Origin of the sequence: Nostoc sp. CALU 1950 (genome assembly GCF_051172895.1) — a bacterium.
Taxonomy (GTDB): domain Bacteria; phylum Cyanobacteriota; class Cyanobacteriia; order Cyanobacteriales; family Nostocaceae; genus Nostoc; species Nostoc edaphicum_A.
Genome location: NZ_JBDNJQ010000096.1, coordinates 13,938 through 31,989, shown reverse-complemented (window position 1 = coordinate 31,989; position 18,052 = coordinate 13,938). Strand labels below are relative to the sequence as shown.

General features: G+C 42.9%; 11 protein-coding genes. 5 read left to right on the top strand and 6 right to left on the bottom strand.

Features of this window, described 5'->3' with window-relative positions:
* Positions 1-139: 139 nt before the first annotated feature.
* Both ABF638_RS23595 and ABF638_RS23590 read right to left on the bottom strand, forming a co-directional pair.
* Positions 140-928, bottom strand: coding sequence for a DUF1868 domain-containing protein (locus tag ABF638_RS23595; protein ID WP_181931472.1), 789 nt, complete (start codon positions 926-928; stop codon positions 140-142).
* An 11-nt stretch (positions 929-939) separates the two neighbouring features.
* Positions 940-1,188, bottom strand: a complete 249-nt coding sequence (locus tag ABF638_RS23590; RefSeq protein ID WP_435025380.1) for a hypothetical protein — start codon at positions 1,186-1,188, stop codon at positions 940-942.
* A 45-nt stretch (positions 1,189-1,233) separates the two neighbouring features.
* Between ABF638_RS23590 and holA the strand changes: the two genes are divergently transcribed.
* Both holA and ABF638_RS23580 read left to right on the top strand, forming a co-directional pair.
* Complete coding sequence (holA, locus tag ABF638_RS23585; protein WP_435025379.1) at positions 1,234-2,223, top strand: DNA polymerase III subunit delta; 990 nt, start codon at positions 1,234-1,236, stop codon at positions 2,221-2,223.
* A 109-nt stretch (positions 2,224-2,332) separates the two neighbouring features.
* Positions 2,333-2,815 (top strand): DUF4168 domain-containing protein, encoded by a 483-nt coding sequence (locus tag ABF638_RS23580; RefSeq protein ID WP_435025378.1) that lies wholly within the window; start codon positions 2,333-2,335, stop codon positions 2,813-2,815.
* 214 nt (positions 2,816-3,029) lie between these two features.
* On the opposite strand, the gene ABF638_RS23575 is transcribed toward ABF638_RS23580, so the two are convergent.
* The 4 genes from ABF638_RS23575 to ABF638_RS23560 all read right to left on the bottom strand — a co-directional run bounded on the left by ABF638_RS23575 (position 3,030) and on the right by ABF638_RS23560 (position 12,330).
* A complete protein-coding gene (locus tag ABF638_RS23575; RefSeq protein ID WP_435025377.1) occupies positions 3,030-3,641 on the bottom strand; it encodes a LuxR C-terminal-related transcriptional regulator in 612 nt (203 codons plus the stop codon).
* A gap of 649 nt (positions 3,642-4,290) precedes the next feature.
* Positions 4,291-8,691, bottom strand: a complete 4,401-nt coding sequence (locus tag ABF638_RS23570) for a PAS domain S-box protein (RefSeq protein WP_435025376.1) — start codon at positions 8,689-8,691, stop codon at positions 4,291-4,293.
* Between the two features lie 398 nt (positions 8,692-9,089).
* Positions 9,090-11,501, bottom strand: coding sequence for a glycoside hydrolase family 31 protein (locus ABF638_RS23565; protein WP_435025375.1), 2,412 nt, complete (start codon positions 11,499-11,501; stop codon positions 9,090-9,092).
* Positions 11,502-11,661: 160 nt separating this feature from the next.
* Positions 11,662-12,330, bottom strand: a complete 669-nt coding sequence (locus ABF638_RS23560; RefSeq protein ID WP_435025374.1) for a phosphoribosyltransferase — start codon at positions 12,328-12,330, stop codon at positions 11,662-11,664.
* 908 nt (positions 12,331-13,238) lie between these two features.
* Here ABF638_RS23560 and ABF638_RS23555 point away from each other — a divergent pair.
* The 3 genes from ABF638_RS23555 (at position 13,239) to glyS (ending at position 17,980) form a co-directional block, all read left to right on the top strand.
* Positions 13,239-13,742, top strand: a complete 504-nt coding sequence (locus ABF638_RS23555) for a hypothetical protein (RefSeq protein ID WP_435025373.1) — start codon at positions 13,239-13,241, stop codon at positions 13,740-13,742.
* Between the two features lie 560 nt (positions 13,743-14,302).
* Entirely contained in the window at positions 14,303-15,445 is a 1,143-nt protein-coding gene (locus ABF638_RS23550; RefSeq protein WP_435025372.1) for a hypothetical protein, read from the top strand.
* A 381-nt stretch (positions 15,446-15,826) separates the two neighbouring features.
* Positions 15,827-17,980 (top strand): glycine--tRNA ligase subunit beta, encoded by a 2,154-nt coding sequence (glyS, locus tag ABF638_RS23545; RefSeq protein ID WP_435025371.1) that lies wholly within the window; start codon positions 15,827-15,829, stop codon positions 17,978-17,980.
* Positions 17,981-18,052: the final 72 nt, after the last annotated feature.

The following is an 18,052-nucleotide window of genomic DNA, read 5'->3' as shown; positions in this document are numbered from 1 at the left end:
CGGGAAAAGCAAGACCCCCGACTTCTTAAAGAAGTCGGGGATCTGTCGGTTGCAATTGTTACAAATCAAATAGGATTACTATATGACTGCTGAATGCTGAATTCTGAGGTTTTTTGTTCAGATTAATGCTTATCTAAGGTCAAAAATCTAAAATCGGCCAGTCTGGTTCACGATAATAGCGTGTCATGTTGTCAAACTTTCGCAATTCGACGCGATTGATCAAAAATTCTGGCAAATTCAACAGCCATTTTTCATTCAATTGAGAAAGCATGGTGCTGAAACTTACGCGGTCTAAGTCAGATGAAACCTCCCCAAAATAGGCTAATGTAACGTGGGCTGTAAAATGATAATGCTGCTCAATACCCAAGGCCATTAACTTGGGATTTTGATAAATTGTTCGGCGAAATTTAATAATTTCCTCGTAGCAGCGTTCATCTTGAGGTACTAAACAAACGGCTATTGCTCTTGGCATTAGTATCAGCCCCAGCATTTGCCATTTAATCGGATGACTCTTGTTTGTCATCAATTGTTGATATTGCTGAAAGGTTTCGGCTAAACAAGAGTGTAATTCCTCGTCAAATTTGGGATTTTTTTCGCAGGCGTCAAGGTAAGCACTGTCCCAGATTAAATCCGCTAAAGTCACGTGGAAGCTAGCAGGAGCTAGAGGTACAATCAAATCACGGTTTACAGGTAACTGCAAAAGTTCCTGTTGGTAAGTCTGTAATTTGGTATAGAAAGCAGAGTTTTGTGATTCTTCTTCTGCCGGCGGTGTAATTAGCGTATAGCCAGGAAAGGACGCTGCTTGTCTCAACCCAGAATGTGGCTGAAATTTAGAAGATTCCTGAATATGCTGGGCTTGGGATCTGTAGGCTTCTGGCAGCGTCAGTCGTGCTAACCGATTTAAGTAAGTTTGATAGTTGTCGTCCAATCTTTATAGCCTCACGCTCTCACTTGATAGATTTTAGGGAAAATTACCCCGATTAACAGAATGATTTTAAAAGTATTTAGTTTTTTGGATTGGGGAATGGGGCATTGGGCATGGGAAAGAGGCAGAGAGGCAGAGAGGCGGATGAGGCAGAGAGGCGGATGAGGGAGATGAGGGAGATGAGGGAGATGAGGGAGATGAGGGAGAAATAAATAACCAATACCCAATGCCCAATGCCCAATGCCCAATGCCCCATGCCCCATGCCCCATGCCCCATGCCCCATGCCCATCTATTATGAGATTTATTTATGCCAATCTATGTTTACTGGGGTGAGGATGATTTTGCGATGGAAAAGGCGATCGCTGTTTTGCGCGATCGCATCCTCGATCCCAACTGGATAAGTTTTAATTACACTGCATTCCCCCCAGAGCAAGCTGATGCTGCTATCCAGGGGTTAAATCAAGTCATGACACCCACTTTTGGCGCTGGTGGACGCTTGGTATGGCTGATAAATACAACCCTGTGTCAGCACTGTCCAGAGAATGTTTTAGGAGAATTGGGGCGATCGCTACCTGTCATCCCCGAAAACTCATTTTTATTGCTCACCAGCCGCAATAAGCCAGATGAACGACTCAAATCCACAAAATTGTTAAAACAATTTGCTACTGAATTCCGAGAATTTCCCCTCATTCCCCCTTGGAAAACAGAATTACTGGTGCAATCTGTTAATCAAGCAGCCCAGACTGTGGGTGTGAAACTGACTGCCAATACTGCCCAGTTGTTGGCAGAATCCGTTGGGAATGATACACGACTTCTCTACAATGAGTTAGAGAAATTGCGGCTATATGCCCAAGGAAGCAATAAGCCTTTAGACGTAGATACTGTTACAAAGTTAGTAAGAAATACTACTCAAAATAGCTTACAATTAGCAGCAGCAATTAGAACAGGAGATACAGCTAAAGCTTTGACAACCTTGGCAGATTTGAGCAATGCTTCCGAACCGGGATTACGGATAGTTGCCACACTGATTGGACAATTTCGCACCTGGCTATGGGTCAAGATTATGATAGAAAGTGGTGAGCGCAATCAACAAGCGATCGCTAAGGCTGCTGATATCGGTAATCCCAAACGGATCTACTTCTTACAGCAAGAAATCAGGCTACTTTCTGTGCAACAGTTAATATATTGCTTACCCCTGCTATTGGAGTTAGAAGTGAGCCTCAAGCAAGGAGCATCAGAAATGTCAACACTCCAGACTAAAATAATCGAACTTTGTCAAGTATGCCGAGGAAATTGACAATCAAATATAAAAACTTGATGTATTGAGCAGTTGCTGGAACTTCCAACTCCGAAAATAATTCAAAGTCCTTATAATATCCCTGATGTAGTTCTGTGTCACACACTATATGAAGAAAATTTCCGATTTATTTTCCCGATCTAGCCGAAAGCGAATCCTTTATCATTCATTCTTTTTTGGCGCGATCGCCACTGCGGGTGTGATTTCCAACGCTTTTTCACTGAGTTCACAAGCTTACGCTCAAACTCCACCACCAATAGTTAATAACACTGAAATCGACAACTACGCTCAAGCCGTGCTAGCAATGGAGCCAGCACGTCAAAATGCCTTTGAAGAAATTAAAAAACTGATTGGCAATGGAGAAATTCCTAAGATTGTTTGTAACGACTCTAACAGCATAAATGGTCTTCCCAGAAAAGCTCAAGATATCGCAGTAAATTACTGTACTCGCTCTCAAAAAATTGTCGAAGATAATGGTTTAAGCATTGATCAGTTCAACAAAATTACCATAGAACTACAAAATAACAATCTGTTAAAACGGCAGGTTTACAATACCTTATTACGCCTGCAACAAACTCCTGAATCTCAATAATTAGAAAGGCTTAATTAAATCAAAGCTCGTAGTAAGTGGCTCTAGTCATTTAGAACCTTGTATAAAGTGATAAATCGCTCACTACGAACAAAAGTTTTCTCTTACATTTAATTACGTCTACCTATTCTATTCGTCTCAATGCCAGGTATAAATTGTGTTTTACTTCTGACTCCTGAATTCTGACTCCTGAATTCTGACTCCTGTTTTATTGCTACTATTCAACTGCAAGATACGCTTGTCGCTTGGTGTGAATATTTTTCATGTGCTTTTTCACTGTGTTTATGGTGATGTAAAGCTTAGTGGCAATTTCTTTGTAGCTGTAGTTGTTTCTATAGAGAAACCAAATTTCAGCTTCTCGCGGCGTCAAGTCAAATTTTTTAACTTCAGTGATTGCTAAACTTTTCAAGGACTCACACTGATTTTCGATAGTCACTAACAAGCAAGGCACTTCAAACCCATCTAAATCTAGTAGTCTCACCCTAACACGAAAAACATTTGACTTATCCAGCACAATCTCATCTGATAAAATGATGAGCTTATCAGAAAATAAATACCGACTGCTAAGTAGGGATTCGCAAAGCTCCCAGATGACTGGCGGTACAAAATTTTCGTTGCAATTATCTTGATTGAATTGACAACAAAGGCGATGAGCAGATGCATTAGTATGAACCACTTCACCTGCTTGGCTTAAAATTAATATACCGTCTTCTAAGCCTTCAATTACTTCTTGTAAAAAATCAGCTCGCTTCGAGTCATGTGAGTCAATACTATCTAGCTGTTGTGGTTCAGCTACTTTTTTTACTAATGTGTTTGTTAGGGCGATCATAGGATTTATCTTAATGTATAAAAAGTACTTGTTTGATTAGATTCGTGAGGCTTGAAATATAGACTACTTGTACCCATTTTTTTACATACATATTTTTCTAAATAAATATACTCAGAAAATCTAGTAAAAAATTAAAAAGCATACAAGAAGTGTACTGGGACGTAGGAGCTTTACACAAAGAGGAAATACCACAGACTAATAAATCTAACTAAGTAAACAAAAGTTTTATTTTTAACATTAATTTCTTAATATATCCAAGTTTTATTTTATGTAGCCTGTTTGAATTAACCAAGGTTACATGTTTTAAATACAACTCTTAAATTGCCTATTTCGGAAGCCGCTTTCAATATATTTCGGATAACTCCCAATACGGTTGAGATATAGTGATATGCAGTTGAGTGAGATACTACAACCAAACCAGCTAGCCGAACTGTATTGAAGCCGCTTATACCAAGTACTCATCGCCCCAATACACAATCATTATTCATACTGAAATAAAAATATACGAGGGAATGGGGAAGTAAGGGAGCAGGGGGAGATGAGGGAGATGAGGGAGACAAGGAGAATAACCAATGCCCAATGCCCAATGCCCTATTCCCAATGCCCCATGCCCAATGCCCAATGCCCAATGCCCTATTCCCCATTCGTTCTAAGTCCGTCCAACAAGGCTGGCGACTACTGTAGCTAACTCAGCGGCCTCAATGGGTTTAGGTAAATGTAGCTGATAACCTTCTTGTATAGCTCGCATCCGATCTTCTGCTCTAGCATAAGCTGTCAATGCTGCTGCGGGAATATTTCCCCCTAATTCTGGGGGTTGCGATCGCAGTTTGCGGATCAAAGAGTAACCATCCTCTTGGGGCATACCGATGTCGCTGACTATAACATCTGGTTTCCACTGCATAATTAGCTGTAATGCTTCTGGAACTGATCCTACTGCCTTAACTTCCGCTTGGTACTGTTCGAGGACTGTAGTGATGAATTCACGGGTATCGGCTTGGTCATCTACAACCACCACACGCACGCCAAGGAGGGAGAGGGGGAGAGAGGGAGAGGGAGAGGGAGAGGGAGAGAGGCAGGGATAGGCGGGGGGAGAGAGGGGAGGAGTTTTCAGAAGTGGTAGTTTGACTGTAAAAGTTGCCCCTTGCTCTTTACCCGGACTATCTGCGTGGACAGTACCGCCATGTAATTCGACTAAATTACGGACGATCGCTAATCCTAGTCCTAATCCACCATAGGTTCTAGTGCTAGAACTATCAGCTTGACGAAAGCGATCAAAAACATAAGGAAGAAAATCAGGATTGATACCAATACCTGTATCAATCACCTGAATTTGAGCATATTGATCCGTTGTCTGTTGCTTTTCTTGTCCACTGACTATTGACAACTGCACCTCTACCCGCCCTCCGCCAGGTGTGAATTTGATGGCATTAGATAGCAGATTCCAGATGATTTGCTGTAAGCGCTCGAAATCCCCAGAAACTAAAAATTGAGGATTTTCGGCAAGCTTGCTGTTCTCTAAGTGTTCATTGCTTTGGGATTGGGCTTCTCTTGATTCGAGATTTTCGCCATTGATTCCTAATCCGCAATCTGAATTTGGCGTTTCTTTTGAAGGAATGAGAGAAAATCTCAAATCGATTTCCTTGGATTGGGCGGCTAGACTAACAGTTTCTAGGCTCGACTCAATCATGGAAACCAAATTACAAGTGCGGACATTGAGGCGTAACTTGCCTCTAATCATCCGCGATATATCCAGCAAGTCTTCAATTAGCTGAGTTTGTGCTTTGGCGTTACGCTCAATTGTCTCCGTAGCCCTAGCCATTTGGGTTTCATTGAGCTTGCTTCGTTGCAGTAATTGCGCCCAGCCAAGGATAGCGTTGAGAGGCGATCGCAACTCGTGAGACAATATCCCTAGAAACTCATCCTTCATGCGGTTAGCCTCTTGCAACTGCTCAGTTTGTAGTTGCAAAGAAGCAATTAAACTAGCCCGTTCCATTGCGATCGCTATTTGGTCGCATACTGCTTGCATCATCCCCTTTTGATTTTCGGTGAAGCTTAACCGAGTGCGGCTGCCAAAAGAAAGAGTACCTAGCAACCGTCCTTGGGCAATCAATGGATAACCATAATAAGCAGTAATGCCTAAAGAACGAAGCAATTCTGTTTTCGGGTCAGTTGATTGCTGGACATTCTCTAGAGCTATTGCACAACGCTCCTGGGCTACAGTACCACAAACCGCTTCACCATAAGCCAACGACTCAATTTCCTTTGCCAGTTCTGAGGAAATGCCACTGTAAGATCCCAAGCGTATTACCTGAGAGTTATCCTCAACCAAATAGTTAAAGTAAACATCTAAACCAATTTGGTCTGCAAGTTTGCGGTAGACGCTATCAATTAGTACTACTGGTTGCTGACTCGATAGTAAATCGTTAGCTGTGTCGAATAGTAGCTTTAGCCTTTTGTAACCTAACGAGAGTGCTTTTTGTGCCTCCTTGAGGTTGCTGATATCTTGGAACACCAAGATACAGGTAGCTGGATGACCGTGCATTGCTGGCAGAGTATCGGCAAATATCAGTAGAGAGCGGACACCAGTGGGAGTATGCCAGTCTACCTCCAAACCATCTAGACGTTCGCCAAGGGCAACCCGCACTCCTGGCATAAGTTCATTAGGGATGCGATCGCCAGCCGCATTTGTATAGTGGTAAACTGTGTGATACTCTGCCGCTGGTACACCTTTGGGAAATTCGCCCCCAGCTAATTCGTCAGCAGAGCGATTAGCAAAAGTTACCCGCGCTGTTCCCGGTTCGATAAACAGCAACGGTCTTGGCATCAGATTTAACACATTCTCCAGCCATTTGTGCTGATTTAGAAGTACTTCCTCTGCCTGTTTGCGCTCCGTAATATCCAAAAATGCACCGATACATCCTCTGGTTTTACCATCTTCGTCAAACAGGGGTGCAACGTACTCCAACAGCCTGACAAGTTTTCCATTTTCATGGATGACATCGATTTCAAAATCCAGAACTTCGACACCATGAGCAGCAGAGTACTGCATCGGGAGTTCCTCTGCCGACAATTCCCTTCCTTCTCGGTAGACTTTAAAGCCTGTCGGTCTTTCGTCACTGGGAGCAGTGAGGGAGGCATTTGTACTTGGTGATATCCCCAACTGTTTGGCAAAAGCAGGATTTACCTTGATATTTTGGCATTCTGGATCTTCGGCAATGCCAATTCCAATGGGGATTACATCTAACAAAGTTTGTAACTCAGTAATCCGGCGCTGTAGATCCCTATTTAGTTGTAATATTTGTTCCTGAGCCAGTTTTTGCTCGCTGATGTTGCGAGTCACAGTTGCTAGGGCGATTGGCTGACCTGTATTCTTGTCTGTAACAGTGAAGATGTTGTAATCAACTGGTATTGGTTGACCTGTCTGGAGATGCCGGAAGCCGAATTCACCCTGCCAGCGCCCTTGTAATAGCACAGTCGGCAGAATATGTTCTTGAAGATAGGCTTTGTCTTTAGGCATAACGTAATCGAATACTGCTTTTTGCCTCGCCTCGTCAAGACTGGCAAGCCCTACCAGCTTTTGACCTGCATCGTTGATGTAAAGTAATTGACCCTCAAGGGTGGTGATACCAATAAAGTCAGAGCTATTTTCTACCAGCGATACTAATTTTTGTTGCTCTGCTTCTGCTTGCTTGCGATCGCTTAAGTCGAGGATAAATGCTACTGACTCTTCCCGGTTTTCTCCTAGCAGCACGTAACCAACTAAAACCGGGATGCGGCTACCATCCTTGCGAATATATTCTTTCTCGTAGGGCGTACAAGCAGCGTTGGTATTTCCTTGTGCTTCGGCGACACCTTGCTCATCCAAGTATCGATACTCTGGTGCTGTGATATTGTTCCAACTTACCCTACCTGCTAACAAATCCTCCCGCGTGTAACCAATCATCCTCAGATATTCGTCGTTTGCCTTGTGGATACCACCGTACACATCGCCAAACAGAATCCCGATGACATTAGCATCTACGAAACTCCCCAGTTTAGCTTCGTAGGTTCTCACTACTTCTTGGGCGAGGTCGCGTTGATGGCTGAGGCGTTCAATAACCGACGCACTTTGCCAAACCAAAATAGTAAAAATTACAATTAGGATAATGGCAAATAGCGACACTGCAAAAGCCGGGCCATACTTTTCTGCCCTTTGACCTTCAACAATTAACCACCCCAATACAAAAGGTACTGCGATCGCGGCAACTAATAAACGACGTGCAAGTAAGCCACCATAAGTATCACTTGTAACTACCCTCATGAACCCCTGTTCTGCCCTCGCCCACAGAATACCTATACCTAGTAAGCTGAACAACACCGCTGTGTGTAAGGCCATTGATGTTGTATAAGGGGCAAGTCCATAGAAAACTCTCACTTTGTAGGCATAGCCCATGAGCGCCTGAAAGGAAATTAAAGTAGTGACCAGAGCAAGAATCTGGGCATACCAATAACTGCGGTGGGTTTTTGGATGAATTAGAATCTGTACAGCTACGCTGACCAGCATAAAGTTCAGTGCTGTATTCACCCCCATTCGCCCCGGATGTGATGTCGCTATGCTAGTTGGCGAATCACGGAACACCAGTTCGTCAATACCAAGATTCCAGCCAAACGCGTATTGACAGAGTGTGAGGACAGCGATTGTGGTGACAGCTATTGCACAGACTCTGGCAATTATCAGAGTGAGTCGGTTCAACGAACCCCCTTTGGCATTGCGGGCTGTAGAATTGTGGGGGTAATTTTGAATTATTCTTTCTTTGCTGCTTCCTTGCTCCTCTGTTGTTAAAAATAACCACAGCGACAGACCACAAAGTACAAAACACAGTGCTGTGTTGACTTTCATTGTGGCAAGACTACCGGGAAAGCCGCTCTTGAGAACTTCAATGCCAAGCCACCAGCCAACTAGTACTAAACTGCCAACCAAAATGGGGATTGCACTTGCGACTTTGGCCACAAGTGAATTGGTAGGGATTTTCAAGATATCTTGCAGCCGCAAGCGGTTAACGTTTAACATTGAGTGTTCTCTAACCGCATCTATCTAGCGTAGTAAATTTCAGTATTTCTTACAGGTTAGTCCTTTATAACTTTTGTATTTTAGGCTACCTATTGACTTACTTTTCATCTACCCAGATGCATATTTTTTCTTGGACAATTTAGAGTATGGAAATAATGGGGATTGGGGATTGGGGATTGGGAATTGGGCATTGGGCATTGGGCATTGGGCATTGGGCATTAGGAACCCCAACCAAATCTTACTAATATTCCCTCCCAGTACCCAGTAAGCTAATCGGCGTTTAAGTTGCATAAAAGTAGGGATAGAGCCGCTTACTACAAGCGAATCATTCTGGAAAAATGAATGACGATTAGCTTACCCAGTACCCAGTACCCATTCCCCAGTCCCCATTCCCCATTTCAAAATTGCAGAGTATGTCGCTGACCATCGTCTTGGAAACGTTGCTCTCCAACACCAACAAGTTCTACAATCACTTCACGCGGTGGAGATGTCCATTCCCCCTCTCTCGCTCCAATTTCCACTACTATTTGGTTAGATTCAGTAAATACGCTTATGTTTGTTAGTGAAAATTTTGTATTTTGATACTTGTTTGTGTGCCCATCATCTTCAAATAGCTGATATTCATTATTACCAGGCCAAATCCGTAATCGGATCTCGTCGAGTAGGGCTTGATCAACGTATTGTCTGACAGGTTGCATGGGAACGATCGCACCACCACGGACATACAGTGGCATTCTTTCCAGTGGTGCATGAGCAAGAATGTGAATCGGCCCTTCATAGCGATCGCCACTCCACCAATCATACCAAGTGCCGGCGGGTAAGTAGACAGACCGATGCTCAACTCCAGGGCGGTAAATTGGTGCAGCCATCAGCGACGCACCTAACAATACTTGATCGTAGAGAGTGTAAGTTTTCGGATCGTTGGGGAAGTGGTACAATAATGGTCTTAAAATCGGTGCGCCCGTCGTTACCGCTTCCCAAAAAAGAGTGTAGATATAAGGAAGTAGTTGATAACGTAAGTTAATGTATTCTCGACAGATATCTTCAACGCGATCGCCAAATACCCAAGGTTCATGACGAGCAGTAGACATTGCCGAGTGGCCGCGCATCAATGGATAAAGCATTCCTACCTGCATCCACCGAGCGAATAATTCAGCTGTGGCGTTACCAGCAAATCCACCAATATCGCAACCCACAAACGCTACACCCGAAAGTCCCATGTTGCAAAGCATCGGCAGAGACATTTCTAAATGCTCCCACAACGATTGGTTGTCTCCCATCCACACAGAAGACCAGCGTTGCACACCAGCATAACCCGATCGCGTTAACACAAACGATCGCTCTGAACTTCGATGCCGTTGCAACCCTTCATAACAAGCTTTAGCCATCATCAACCCATACAAGTTATGCACTTCTGTATGAGTCACATCAATTCTTAATTTTGAATTTTGAATTTTGAATTGAAACTTCTCCTCCTCTCCCCCATCTCCCTCATCTCCCTCATCTCCCCCATCTCCCCCCTGTGGTGCATCTAGCGGAAACCAAATCTTTTCACCATCATCGCCGAAAGGGCGATCGTTTATGGCAGGTTCATTCATATCATTCCAAATTCCTGCCACACCAATATCAGTTAGGCTTTTGTGTAAATCAGCCCACCAGTTAGACACATCAGGACGTAAAAAGTCAGGAAAAACAGCTTTCTCAGGCCAAACATAGCCGTGGAACAACGCACCATCAGCTTTACGTACAAAATAGTCGTTTTCTATTCCTTGATCAAAAACATCATAATTTGCTTCTGGTTCGTACTTCACACCAGGATCAATGATTGTGACTGTTTTAAAACCATCCTTTGCTAAATCACTAATGAGTTTTGCCGCGTTTGGGAAGCGTTGAGGACTCCAAGTAAACACCCGATAGCCCCGCATATAGTCAATATCTAAGTGAATAACATCGCAGGGAATGCGACGTTGGCGAAATTCCTTTGCTAATTCCCGCACAACGTTTTCTGATTCGTAACTCCAGCGGCATTGATGATAACCTAGCGCCCATTTCGGCGGTAACGGCATTCTCCCAGTTAGCTGAGTGTAAGTCTTCAGGATTTGGGCTGGTTCGGGGCCGTAAATAATGTAATAATCCAATTCACCGCCACGAGTCTCCATTTTCCAAATACCTGGTTGTTCAGCACCGATATCGAACTGACTCCAAAAAGTGGTGTTGAAAAAGATGCCATAGCTTACCTGCGGACGCAAAGCCATAAAAAATGGAATTGCTTGGTACATTTCATCAGTAAGTGCATCATAATCTAAAGCATCCGTTGTCCAGTTAGTTTTTACCTCGCTGAGTTTATCCAGCCAGCCTGTGCGTTCACCAAAGCCATAGAAATGTTCGTCGGCTGCAATTTCCTTCCACCCTGCAACTGCGCCCATTCGCCAACCCATCCCCATATCTGCATCTTGGGCAAAAGGACGATTAGCTTTGTCGAAACAGGCGATGCGACATTTTTCCCGCTGAACGCACACACGAATCTGTGATGTTTCAATTTCTACCGTTGCTTCAGTTTCCTGTACTGCAAAAGGCGTTGTCGCCCATTCTGCATCATCTAGCGTCACAGCCCAAGGGCGGCGAGGTATAAATTCCCCGCTTGGTGCGAAACGCACGCGGATTAAATTGGGAGCAAGTACGCTGAGGGTAAGGCGTGAGTTGCCACAGTCAAAATTAATAATATTCTTGTCCCAGGTTACAGCTTTTACATTGCTAACTGTTGTCCAAGGTTGATTCGTTGTGGGTAATTTTCCGAAATATTGCGGCATATCAGTTATTCAGCGGGTTAACACTTGTCCGCATTCATGATTACAGACATACCTAGCTTCAAACTCTTTCTTTCGCTAGAAGTTGGGTGCAAAATTAGCAGATATTTTTGGGCAAAGGTGATTTTCTAATGCACAAGTTTGTATTCCCAAACATCAAAGCTTATCTAGATGCCGAGAGATATTCTTCACCGTTCTTTGTTGCTTTTGCGAGTAAGTCGCGGACTTCTTCATCGGTAGTTTGGGGAAAGTCTTTGTACCAAAGACCAACGCTGTGGAAAGGACTAGGTGTCGAGACGCAAACGATTTCGTCTACCTCAGCTTCCAACTCTTGGCAAGTTTCAGGTGCGGCCACAGGCACAGCAATCACAATCTCAGCCGGTTGCTGTTTTCGTACAGCCACAACAGCAGCCCACATAGTTGCACCTGTGGCTAAACCATCATCTACCAAGATGACTGTGCGTCCCTGTAAGTCTGGAAAGGGGCGATTTCCGCGATAAAGCCGTTCTCGTCGTTCTAACTCCCGTTCTTCTTGCACTGCAACTCTGGCAATTATTTCGTCGGATATCTTCACCAGATTAATAATATATTCATTAATTATCCGCACACCACCAGATGCGATCGCTCCCATAGCTAGTTCTTCTTGATCAGGTACACCCAATTTACGTACCACCAAAATATCTAAGGGAGCATTTAATACTTTGGCAACTTCAAAAGCAACGGGTACGCCACCCCTGGGTAGACCTAATATCAGGACATCTGGGCGGTTAGCATAAGCCGCTAACTCCCTAGCCAAAACTTGACCCGCAAATCTCCGATCTTTGAATAGCATGGTGTGACATCCCTAATTAGTTTTCAAAAAATTAAATATTTACATAAATATTTACACGTATTTTTTCCTTGGTTATCCACCTCAAACAATGGATCAAATTCCCAACTTTTCGTTATGGTCAGACCTTCATGAACTGATCATAGAAAGCGAAATATTCCGTGTCCTCTGACTAACGGAGCGACATCTTCGATCTATAGTTCTATCAAACGAATGAGTTACCTTTAATGGACAAAGATTTTTGCATCTTGGGCTGACACAATTTCACGAATCCACACTCAATACAGTTCGGATAAGCATTTTTCACTTTCCTTGTGGTCTGGGGAAAGTAGAAGGGGTAAAGGGTAAAGGATGTATTCAAAACCGAACCCCCCTTTCAACTCTTGGAGACGCTGCGCGAACGGTCGTGGCTTCAGTGCTGGAATCAGAATTCCCTTCTGCCTTCTGCCTCCTGCCCGACGCTCGCGGACTCGCTAACGCTGCGCTATCTGCCTTTCTTGATAAACCCTATGTCTAAGTAGGGGTGCAATTGAAAACTACTATTAATTAAGTTTTCTCCTACTTCCCAATTATTGCTGTTAAACTTTTACTGAGTATTTTTTTAAACTCTATCTTAAGAAATAATTACTTAATTACTGGCTTATGCGAAAATCTATGAGAATACAGTAATAATTCAATTGTTAATTCTCCGCCTGCCCTCTTGTACTTACATTATATTAATACTAGCTTTACATTACCCCTTAATTGTAAATATGAGATAATACACCATATACTTATTCATCATCTAATGCTTAGTATTACAGAGAAAAACTCATCCAAGTTACCCGCATAACACTTTTGAATAAAAATTAATAGGGTAGAATAACTGAATATTGCTCAACTCTTTTTAAAATCAAAAGCAGGATTTTTTAATGATCAGCTTAAGTAATTCGGAAAACAGTACAGTTAGCAGTATTGCGGCCACTAAGAGGCTGGCAAGGGCAATGATGGTTTCTGGTGGAGAGTTTTCACTGTTACTAGCATGTTGTAACTGTGTTCAAAGGCAGCAGCAAGTGCTGAACTTGTTAACAGAATTTTCATCAGCAGATATCCACGAAATTTTGCTCTCACCTGCGGCTGACAAACTTTACACAGCTATTACAACTGAAATTGGTGCAACTCAACCCGAAGCTTTGATGGTACGAGGTTTAGAATCTGTAGTTGCAATTAACCAACTAATCATCAGCACCAATATCATGCGAGATGAGTTTCGGAAACAGTTTCGGTTTCCCTTGGTGTTATGGGTCAATGATGAAATTCTGTGCAAGCTAGTCTGGCTAGCACCCGATTTCAAAGACTGGGCAGCTAGTACTATTAGATTTGATGTACCTAACAATCAGTTAGTTGAATCTGAACAACAAGCCATCAGCGCCTAATATTTCCTGAGATTATTTTTAAAATATTGTATATCTTAAATTGAGCCGAGCAAAACCTCAGCTAAAGTTCTGTCGCATTATCTTATAAAATTACTTTTATTGAGTGGTCATTTGTCATTTGTCATTTGTCATTGGTCATTTGTCATTTGTCATTTGTCATTGGTCATTTGTCATTTGTCATTGGTCATTTGTCATTTGTCATTGGTCATTGGTCATTGGTCATTTGTCATTTGTCATTGGTCATTGGTGAATACCCCGTCCCTTGTGGACGGAAAAACTTTGTCTTTCATCTGACTAATTCAAACCATGTTAAAGAGTAAACGTGGTTTCTATTGGACTAATGACTCAGCACAGCAGTTTGATTGAGTATATCTTCATACAAATTTTGTATAAGGAACAAAAAATCACTATATCAGCGTCTTCCTTGATATCTGTTTCATAAGACAAATATTAAACTAATTCCAACTAGTGAAGTTATGGAATTGTATATTTTATTGTCTATTAATGACTGGATACTCCTTCTGAGTTATATAACTCTTGACTAAGATTTCTATATTACTATGAAAATCATGCTGAGAAACTACTTTAACACCAATCAAGGGCGAATTTTCACTGCTTTGATTTTGACGGGTATTTTGTCTGTTGCTAGCACTTTAACACTTATCAAAGATGCTACGGGTGCTTCTGTGAACTTATCGGTAGAAAGAAGCAATGAAGTTCTCAAAGACAATGTTAAACCCAACCGCTTGCCACGTCCAGTAGCTAATGCAGTACTGCGAGATTTAGCCCGCAGACAGGGAATTTTAACCAGACAACTGCAAATTATTGACTATAATCAACAGACTTGGCGCAATGGTTGCTTGGAACTGCCTCAACCTGATGAAATCTGCACCCAAGCGTTAGTTCCGGGTTGGCGAATTGTGGTATCTAATGGCAAACAAAACTGGATTTATCATACTAATAATAATGGGCGATCGCTACGTTTAGCTTCGGCAAATACTCCCTCAGAAAATCTGCCTGGTAAATTACCCACATCTGTAAAAAATTCTGTTTTGCGGGCTGCATCAAGACGTTTGCAAAAGCCAATTTCTCAGCTAACCATTATTCAGGCTCAACAGCAAACTTGGAGAGATAGCTGTTTAGAATTAGCTAATGCTGATGAATTCTGTACCCAAGCTTTAGTACAAGGCTGGCGGGTGATTGTTGATGCAGTTGATCAAACCTTGGTTTATCACACCAATGAAACAGGTTCCGCACTCAGACTGAATCAAAATGCTAATCAAAATACACTGGCTCCTGTAAAAATTCCAGTCAGCGAGTTACCACCACCGTTAGATCGAGATATAGTATTTCGGCAAATCTCCAGTGGTGGGATTACTGGCAGAACCTACGAGACTGTTTTACTCAAAGATGGGTTATTGATTCGGGTGCGTATTGGTGATGCCAATGATTCTGAACGTAGTGTCCGCCGCGTTTCTGTGCAACAGGTGCAACAATTTGTGCGATCGCTAGAACGTTCTCAGTTTAGTAAATTCCAGAATCTGAGTTATCCAGCCCCCAGCGGTTCTGCTGACTATATTACCTATACTCTCACCAGCCAACAGGGTACGGTTCAGTATAACGATATTTCTCAAAATAACCTGCCAAAGAATTTACAGACAGCAGTCAAAGCCTGGAATCAGATCGTAGCCAGCGCAAAATAATAAAAAACTCCACGCCACTTGCGGGATGGAGTTTTTGGGCATGGGGAAGAAGTTACCAATGCCCAATGCCCGAAGCGGTGGGGCGGCTGTCCCTCTGCACCCAATACTTTTCGGTTAAGGGGGAAAGGGGAAGGTGGGGCCCCCTCTGGGGATAAGGGGCGGGGGAAAAGGAGAAAGAAAAACCTTTAACCCTTACCCTTTAACCTTTTCCCAAAACCCAATTCCAAGTTAAAAATGCTTAACCGAACAGTATTGCCTCTGCACCCACAAGGGGATGGAGTTTCCCGCCGCTTTCAATTGACCGATTCAGCAAAAAGTTAGGAGCGATCGCCTGAGAATAACTGATAAAGTTGAGCTACGCAAAGTTGAAAACAGTGACCTATGCCTGCGTTTCTATTAGAAGTTGGTACAGAAGAATTACCTGCAAGCTTTCTCAGTGATGCCTTAATACAGTGGCGAGAGCGCATTCCTCAAAGTTTGGAAGCAAACAGCATCAAGGGCGAAAGTGTCCAGGTGTATGGTACTCCCCGGCGTTTGGCGGTAGTGATTAAAGGTCTACCATCCCAGCAACCAGACCGAGAAGAAGAAATTAAAGGGCCCCCCGCCCAAGCCGCCTTTAAAGATGGTCAGCCGACAGCCGCCGCCGCCGGTTTTGCTAAAAAGCAAGGTGTGGAACTAGATGCGCTGTCTGTTCGCCCCACTGACAAAGGGGAATTTGTCTTTGTGCAAAAAAGAATTCTTGGTCGTTCTGTCGCGGAAATTTTGACAGAACTTGTTCCCCAGTGGATTTGGGGTTTGGAAGGTAAACGATTGATGCGTTGGGGTGATGGGGATGCGAGGTTTTCCCGACCAATTCGTTGGTTGGTAGCTTTGTTAGATGAAACGGTGCTACCTCTAGAATTAGTGAACGGTTCTAAAACGATTCAGAGCGATCGCATTTCTCAAGGTCATCGGGTCTTACATCCTGAAACTGTGACAATTGCCCAAGCTACCGATTATGTTACTGACCTCAAGTCTGCTTATGTCACCGTTGATCCAGAAGAACGGTCAAATCTGATCAAAGAGCAAGTAAAGGCAGTAGCAGAGAATTTAGGCGGTTATACAGTCATTTACCCCGATTTGTTAGCAGAAGTAACCAACCTTGTCGAATATCCTTCCGCAGTTGTCGGGAAATTTGAACCAGAATTTTTGGAATTACCAACTGAAGTAATTACTGAAGTTATGGTTACTCACCAGCGTTATTTTCCTGTATTCAAACCAGATAGTTCTCAGCAAGAATTATTACCCAATTTCATCACTATTTCTAATGCTGATCCCAAAAAATCAGATATTGTCGCCGTCGGGAATGAAAGAGTAATTCGTGCCAGATTAGCTGATGGCAGATTTTTCTACGAAGCTGATTTAACCAAACCAATAGAAAGCTTTTTACCCCAGTTAGAAAAAGTCACTTTCCAAGAAGAATTGGGTTCGGTGCGTACCAAGATAGATAGAGTAGTGAAGATTGCCGAGCAAATAAGCACCCAATTAGAATTAGCGGAAAATCAAAGCCAAAAAATCCAACGTGCTGCTTTATTATGTAAAGCAGATTTGGTTACACAAATGGTGTATGAATTCCCTGAGTTACAGGGGATCATGGGAGAAAAATACGCCTTAGCCAGTGGTGAAGATGCGGAAGTAGCAAAGGCAATTTATCAACATTATTTGCCAACGGGAGCCGGTGACAATTTACCCGAAACACTCACAGGTCAAATTGTCGGTTTAGCAGATAGATTAGATACCTTGGTAAGTATCTTTGGTTTAGGTTTAATTCCCACTGGTTCCTCCGATCCCTTCGCCTTGCGTCGGGCTGCTAATGCTGTAGTTAAAATTACTTGGTTTTATAATCTGCCGATAAATTTAGATAATTTATTGGCACAAATAGCAACAGATTTTGCAGGAAAATACCACAAAGATCAGGCATCATTAACCACAGCATTACAAGAGTTTTTCTTGCAACGCATCCGCACTTTGCTGCAAGAAGAAAAGCAGATTGATTACGATTTAGTAAATGCAGTTTTGGGAGAAAATGACCCAGAATACACAGAACGGACGTTAAAGGATTTATTGGATGTACGCGATCGCGCCTTGTACTTACAACAAATCCGCAACGATAGTACTTTAGATAACATCTATGAAACCGTTAACCGTTCCACACGATTAGCCGCTCAAGGTGATTTGGATACAAAGCAGCTAGAACCAACAACGGTAGTTCGTCCAGAATTATTCCAAAAACCGTCTGAAGAAGCTTTGTATAAAGCTTTAATCGAATCAGTACCGGAAACTCAAGCAGCACAGCAGACACGAAATTATCAACTGTTAGTAGCAGCACTAGCAAAAATTGCTCCAGCAGTTAGTAACTTTTTTGATGGCCCAGATAGCGTTTTAGTTATGGATTCCGATCCAGAAGTCAAGCGTAATCGGTTACATCTACTCGGATTAGTTCGCAATCATGCCCGTGTTTTAGCCGACTTTGGTGCGATCGTCAAAAATCTGTAGCGTAGGTCAACAAAAACTTGTGTAATTTTTGCCAAGAAGCGCTACTATAGGGAGTGCTTAACCAGGGACTCT

Bases quoted from the DNA above. Each gene is read 5' to 3' on its own strand.
- ABF638_RS23590 (WP_435025380.1), bottom strand. From the start codon at position 1,188: ATGGGGCATGGGGCATTGGGCATTGGGCATTGGGCATTGGGTATTGGT.
- holA (WP_435025379.1), top strand. From the start codon at position 1,234: ATGCCAATCTATGTTTACTGGGGTGAGGATGATTTTGCGATGGAAAAG.
- ABF638_RS23580 (WP_435025378.1), top strand. From the start codon at position 2,333: ATGAAGAAAATTTCCGATTTATTTTCCCGATCTAGCCGAAAGCGAATC.
- ABF638_RS23575 (WP_435025377.1), bottom strand. From the start codon at position 3,641: ATGATCGCCCTAACAAACACATTAGTAAAAAAAGTAGCTGAACCACAA.
- ABF638_RS23570 (WP_435025376.1), bottom strand. From the start codon at position 8,691: ATGTTAAACGTTAACCGCTTGCGGCTGCAAGATATCTTGAAAATCCCT.
- ABF638_RS23565 (WP_435025375.1), bottom strand. From the start codon at position 11,501: ATGCCGCAATATTTCGGAAAATTACCCACAACGAATCAACCTTGGACA.
- ABF638_RS23560 (WP_435025374.1), bottom strand. From the start codon at position 12,330: ATGCTATTCAAAGATCGGAGATTTGCGGGTCAAGTTTTGGCTAGGGAG.
- ABF638_RS23555 (WP_435025373.1), top strand. From the start codon at position 13,239: ATGATCAGCTTAAGTAATTCGGAAAACAGTACAGTTAGCAGTATTGCG.
- ABF638_RS23550 (WP_435025372.1), top strand. From the start codon at position 14,303: ATGAAAATCATGCTGAGAAACTACTTTAACACCAATCAAGGGCGAATT.
- glyS (WP_435025371.1), top strand. From the start codon at position 15,827: ATGCCTGCGTTTCTATTAGAAGTTGGTACAGAAGAATTACCTGCAAGC.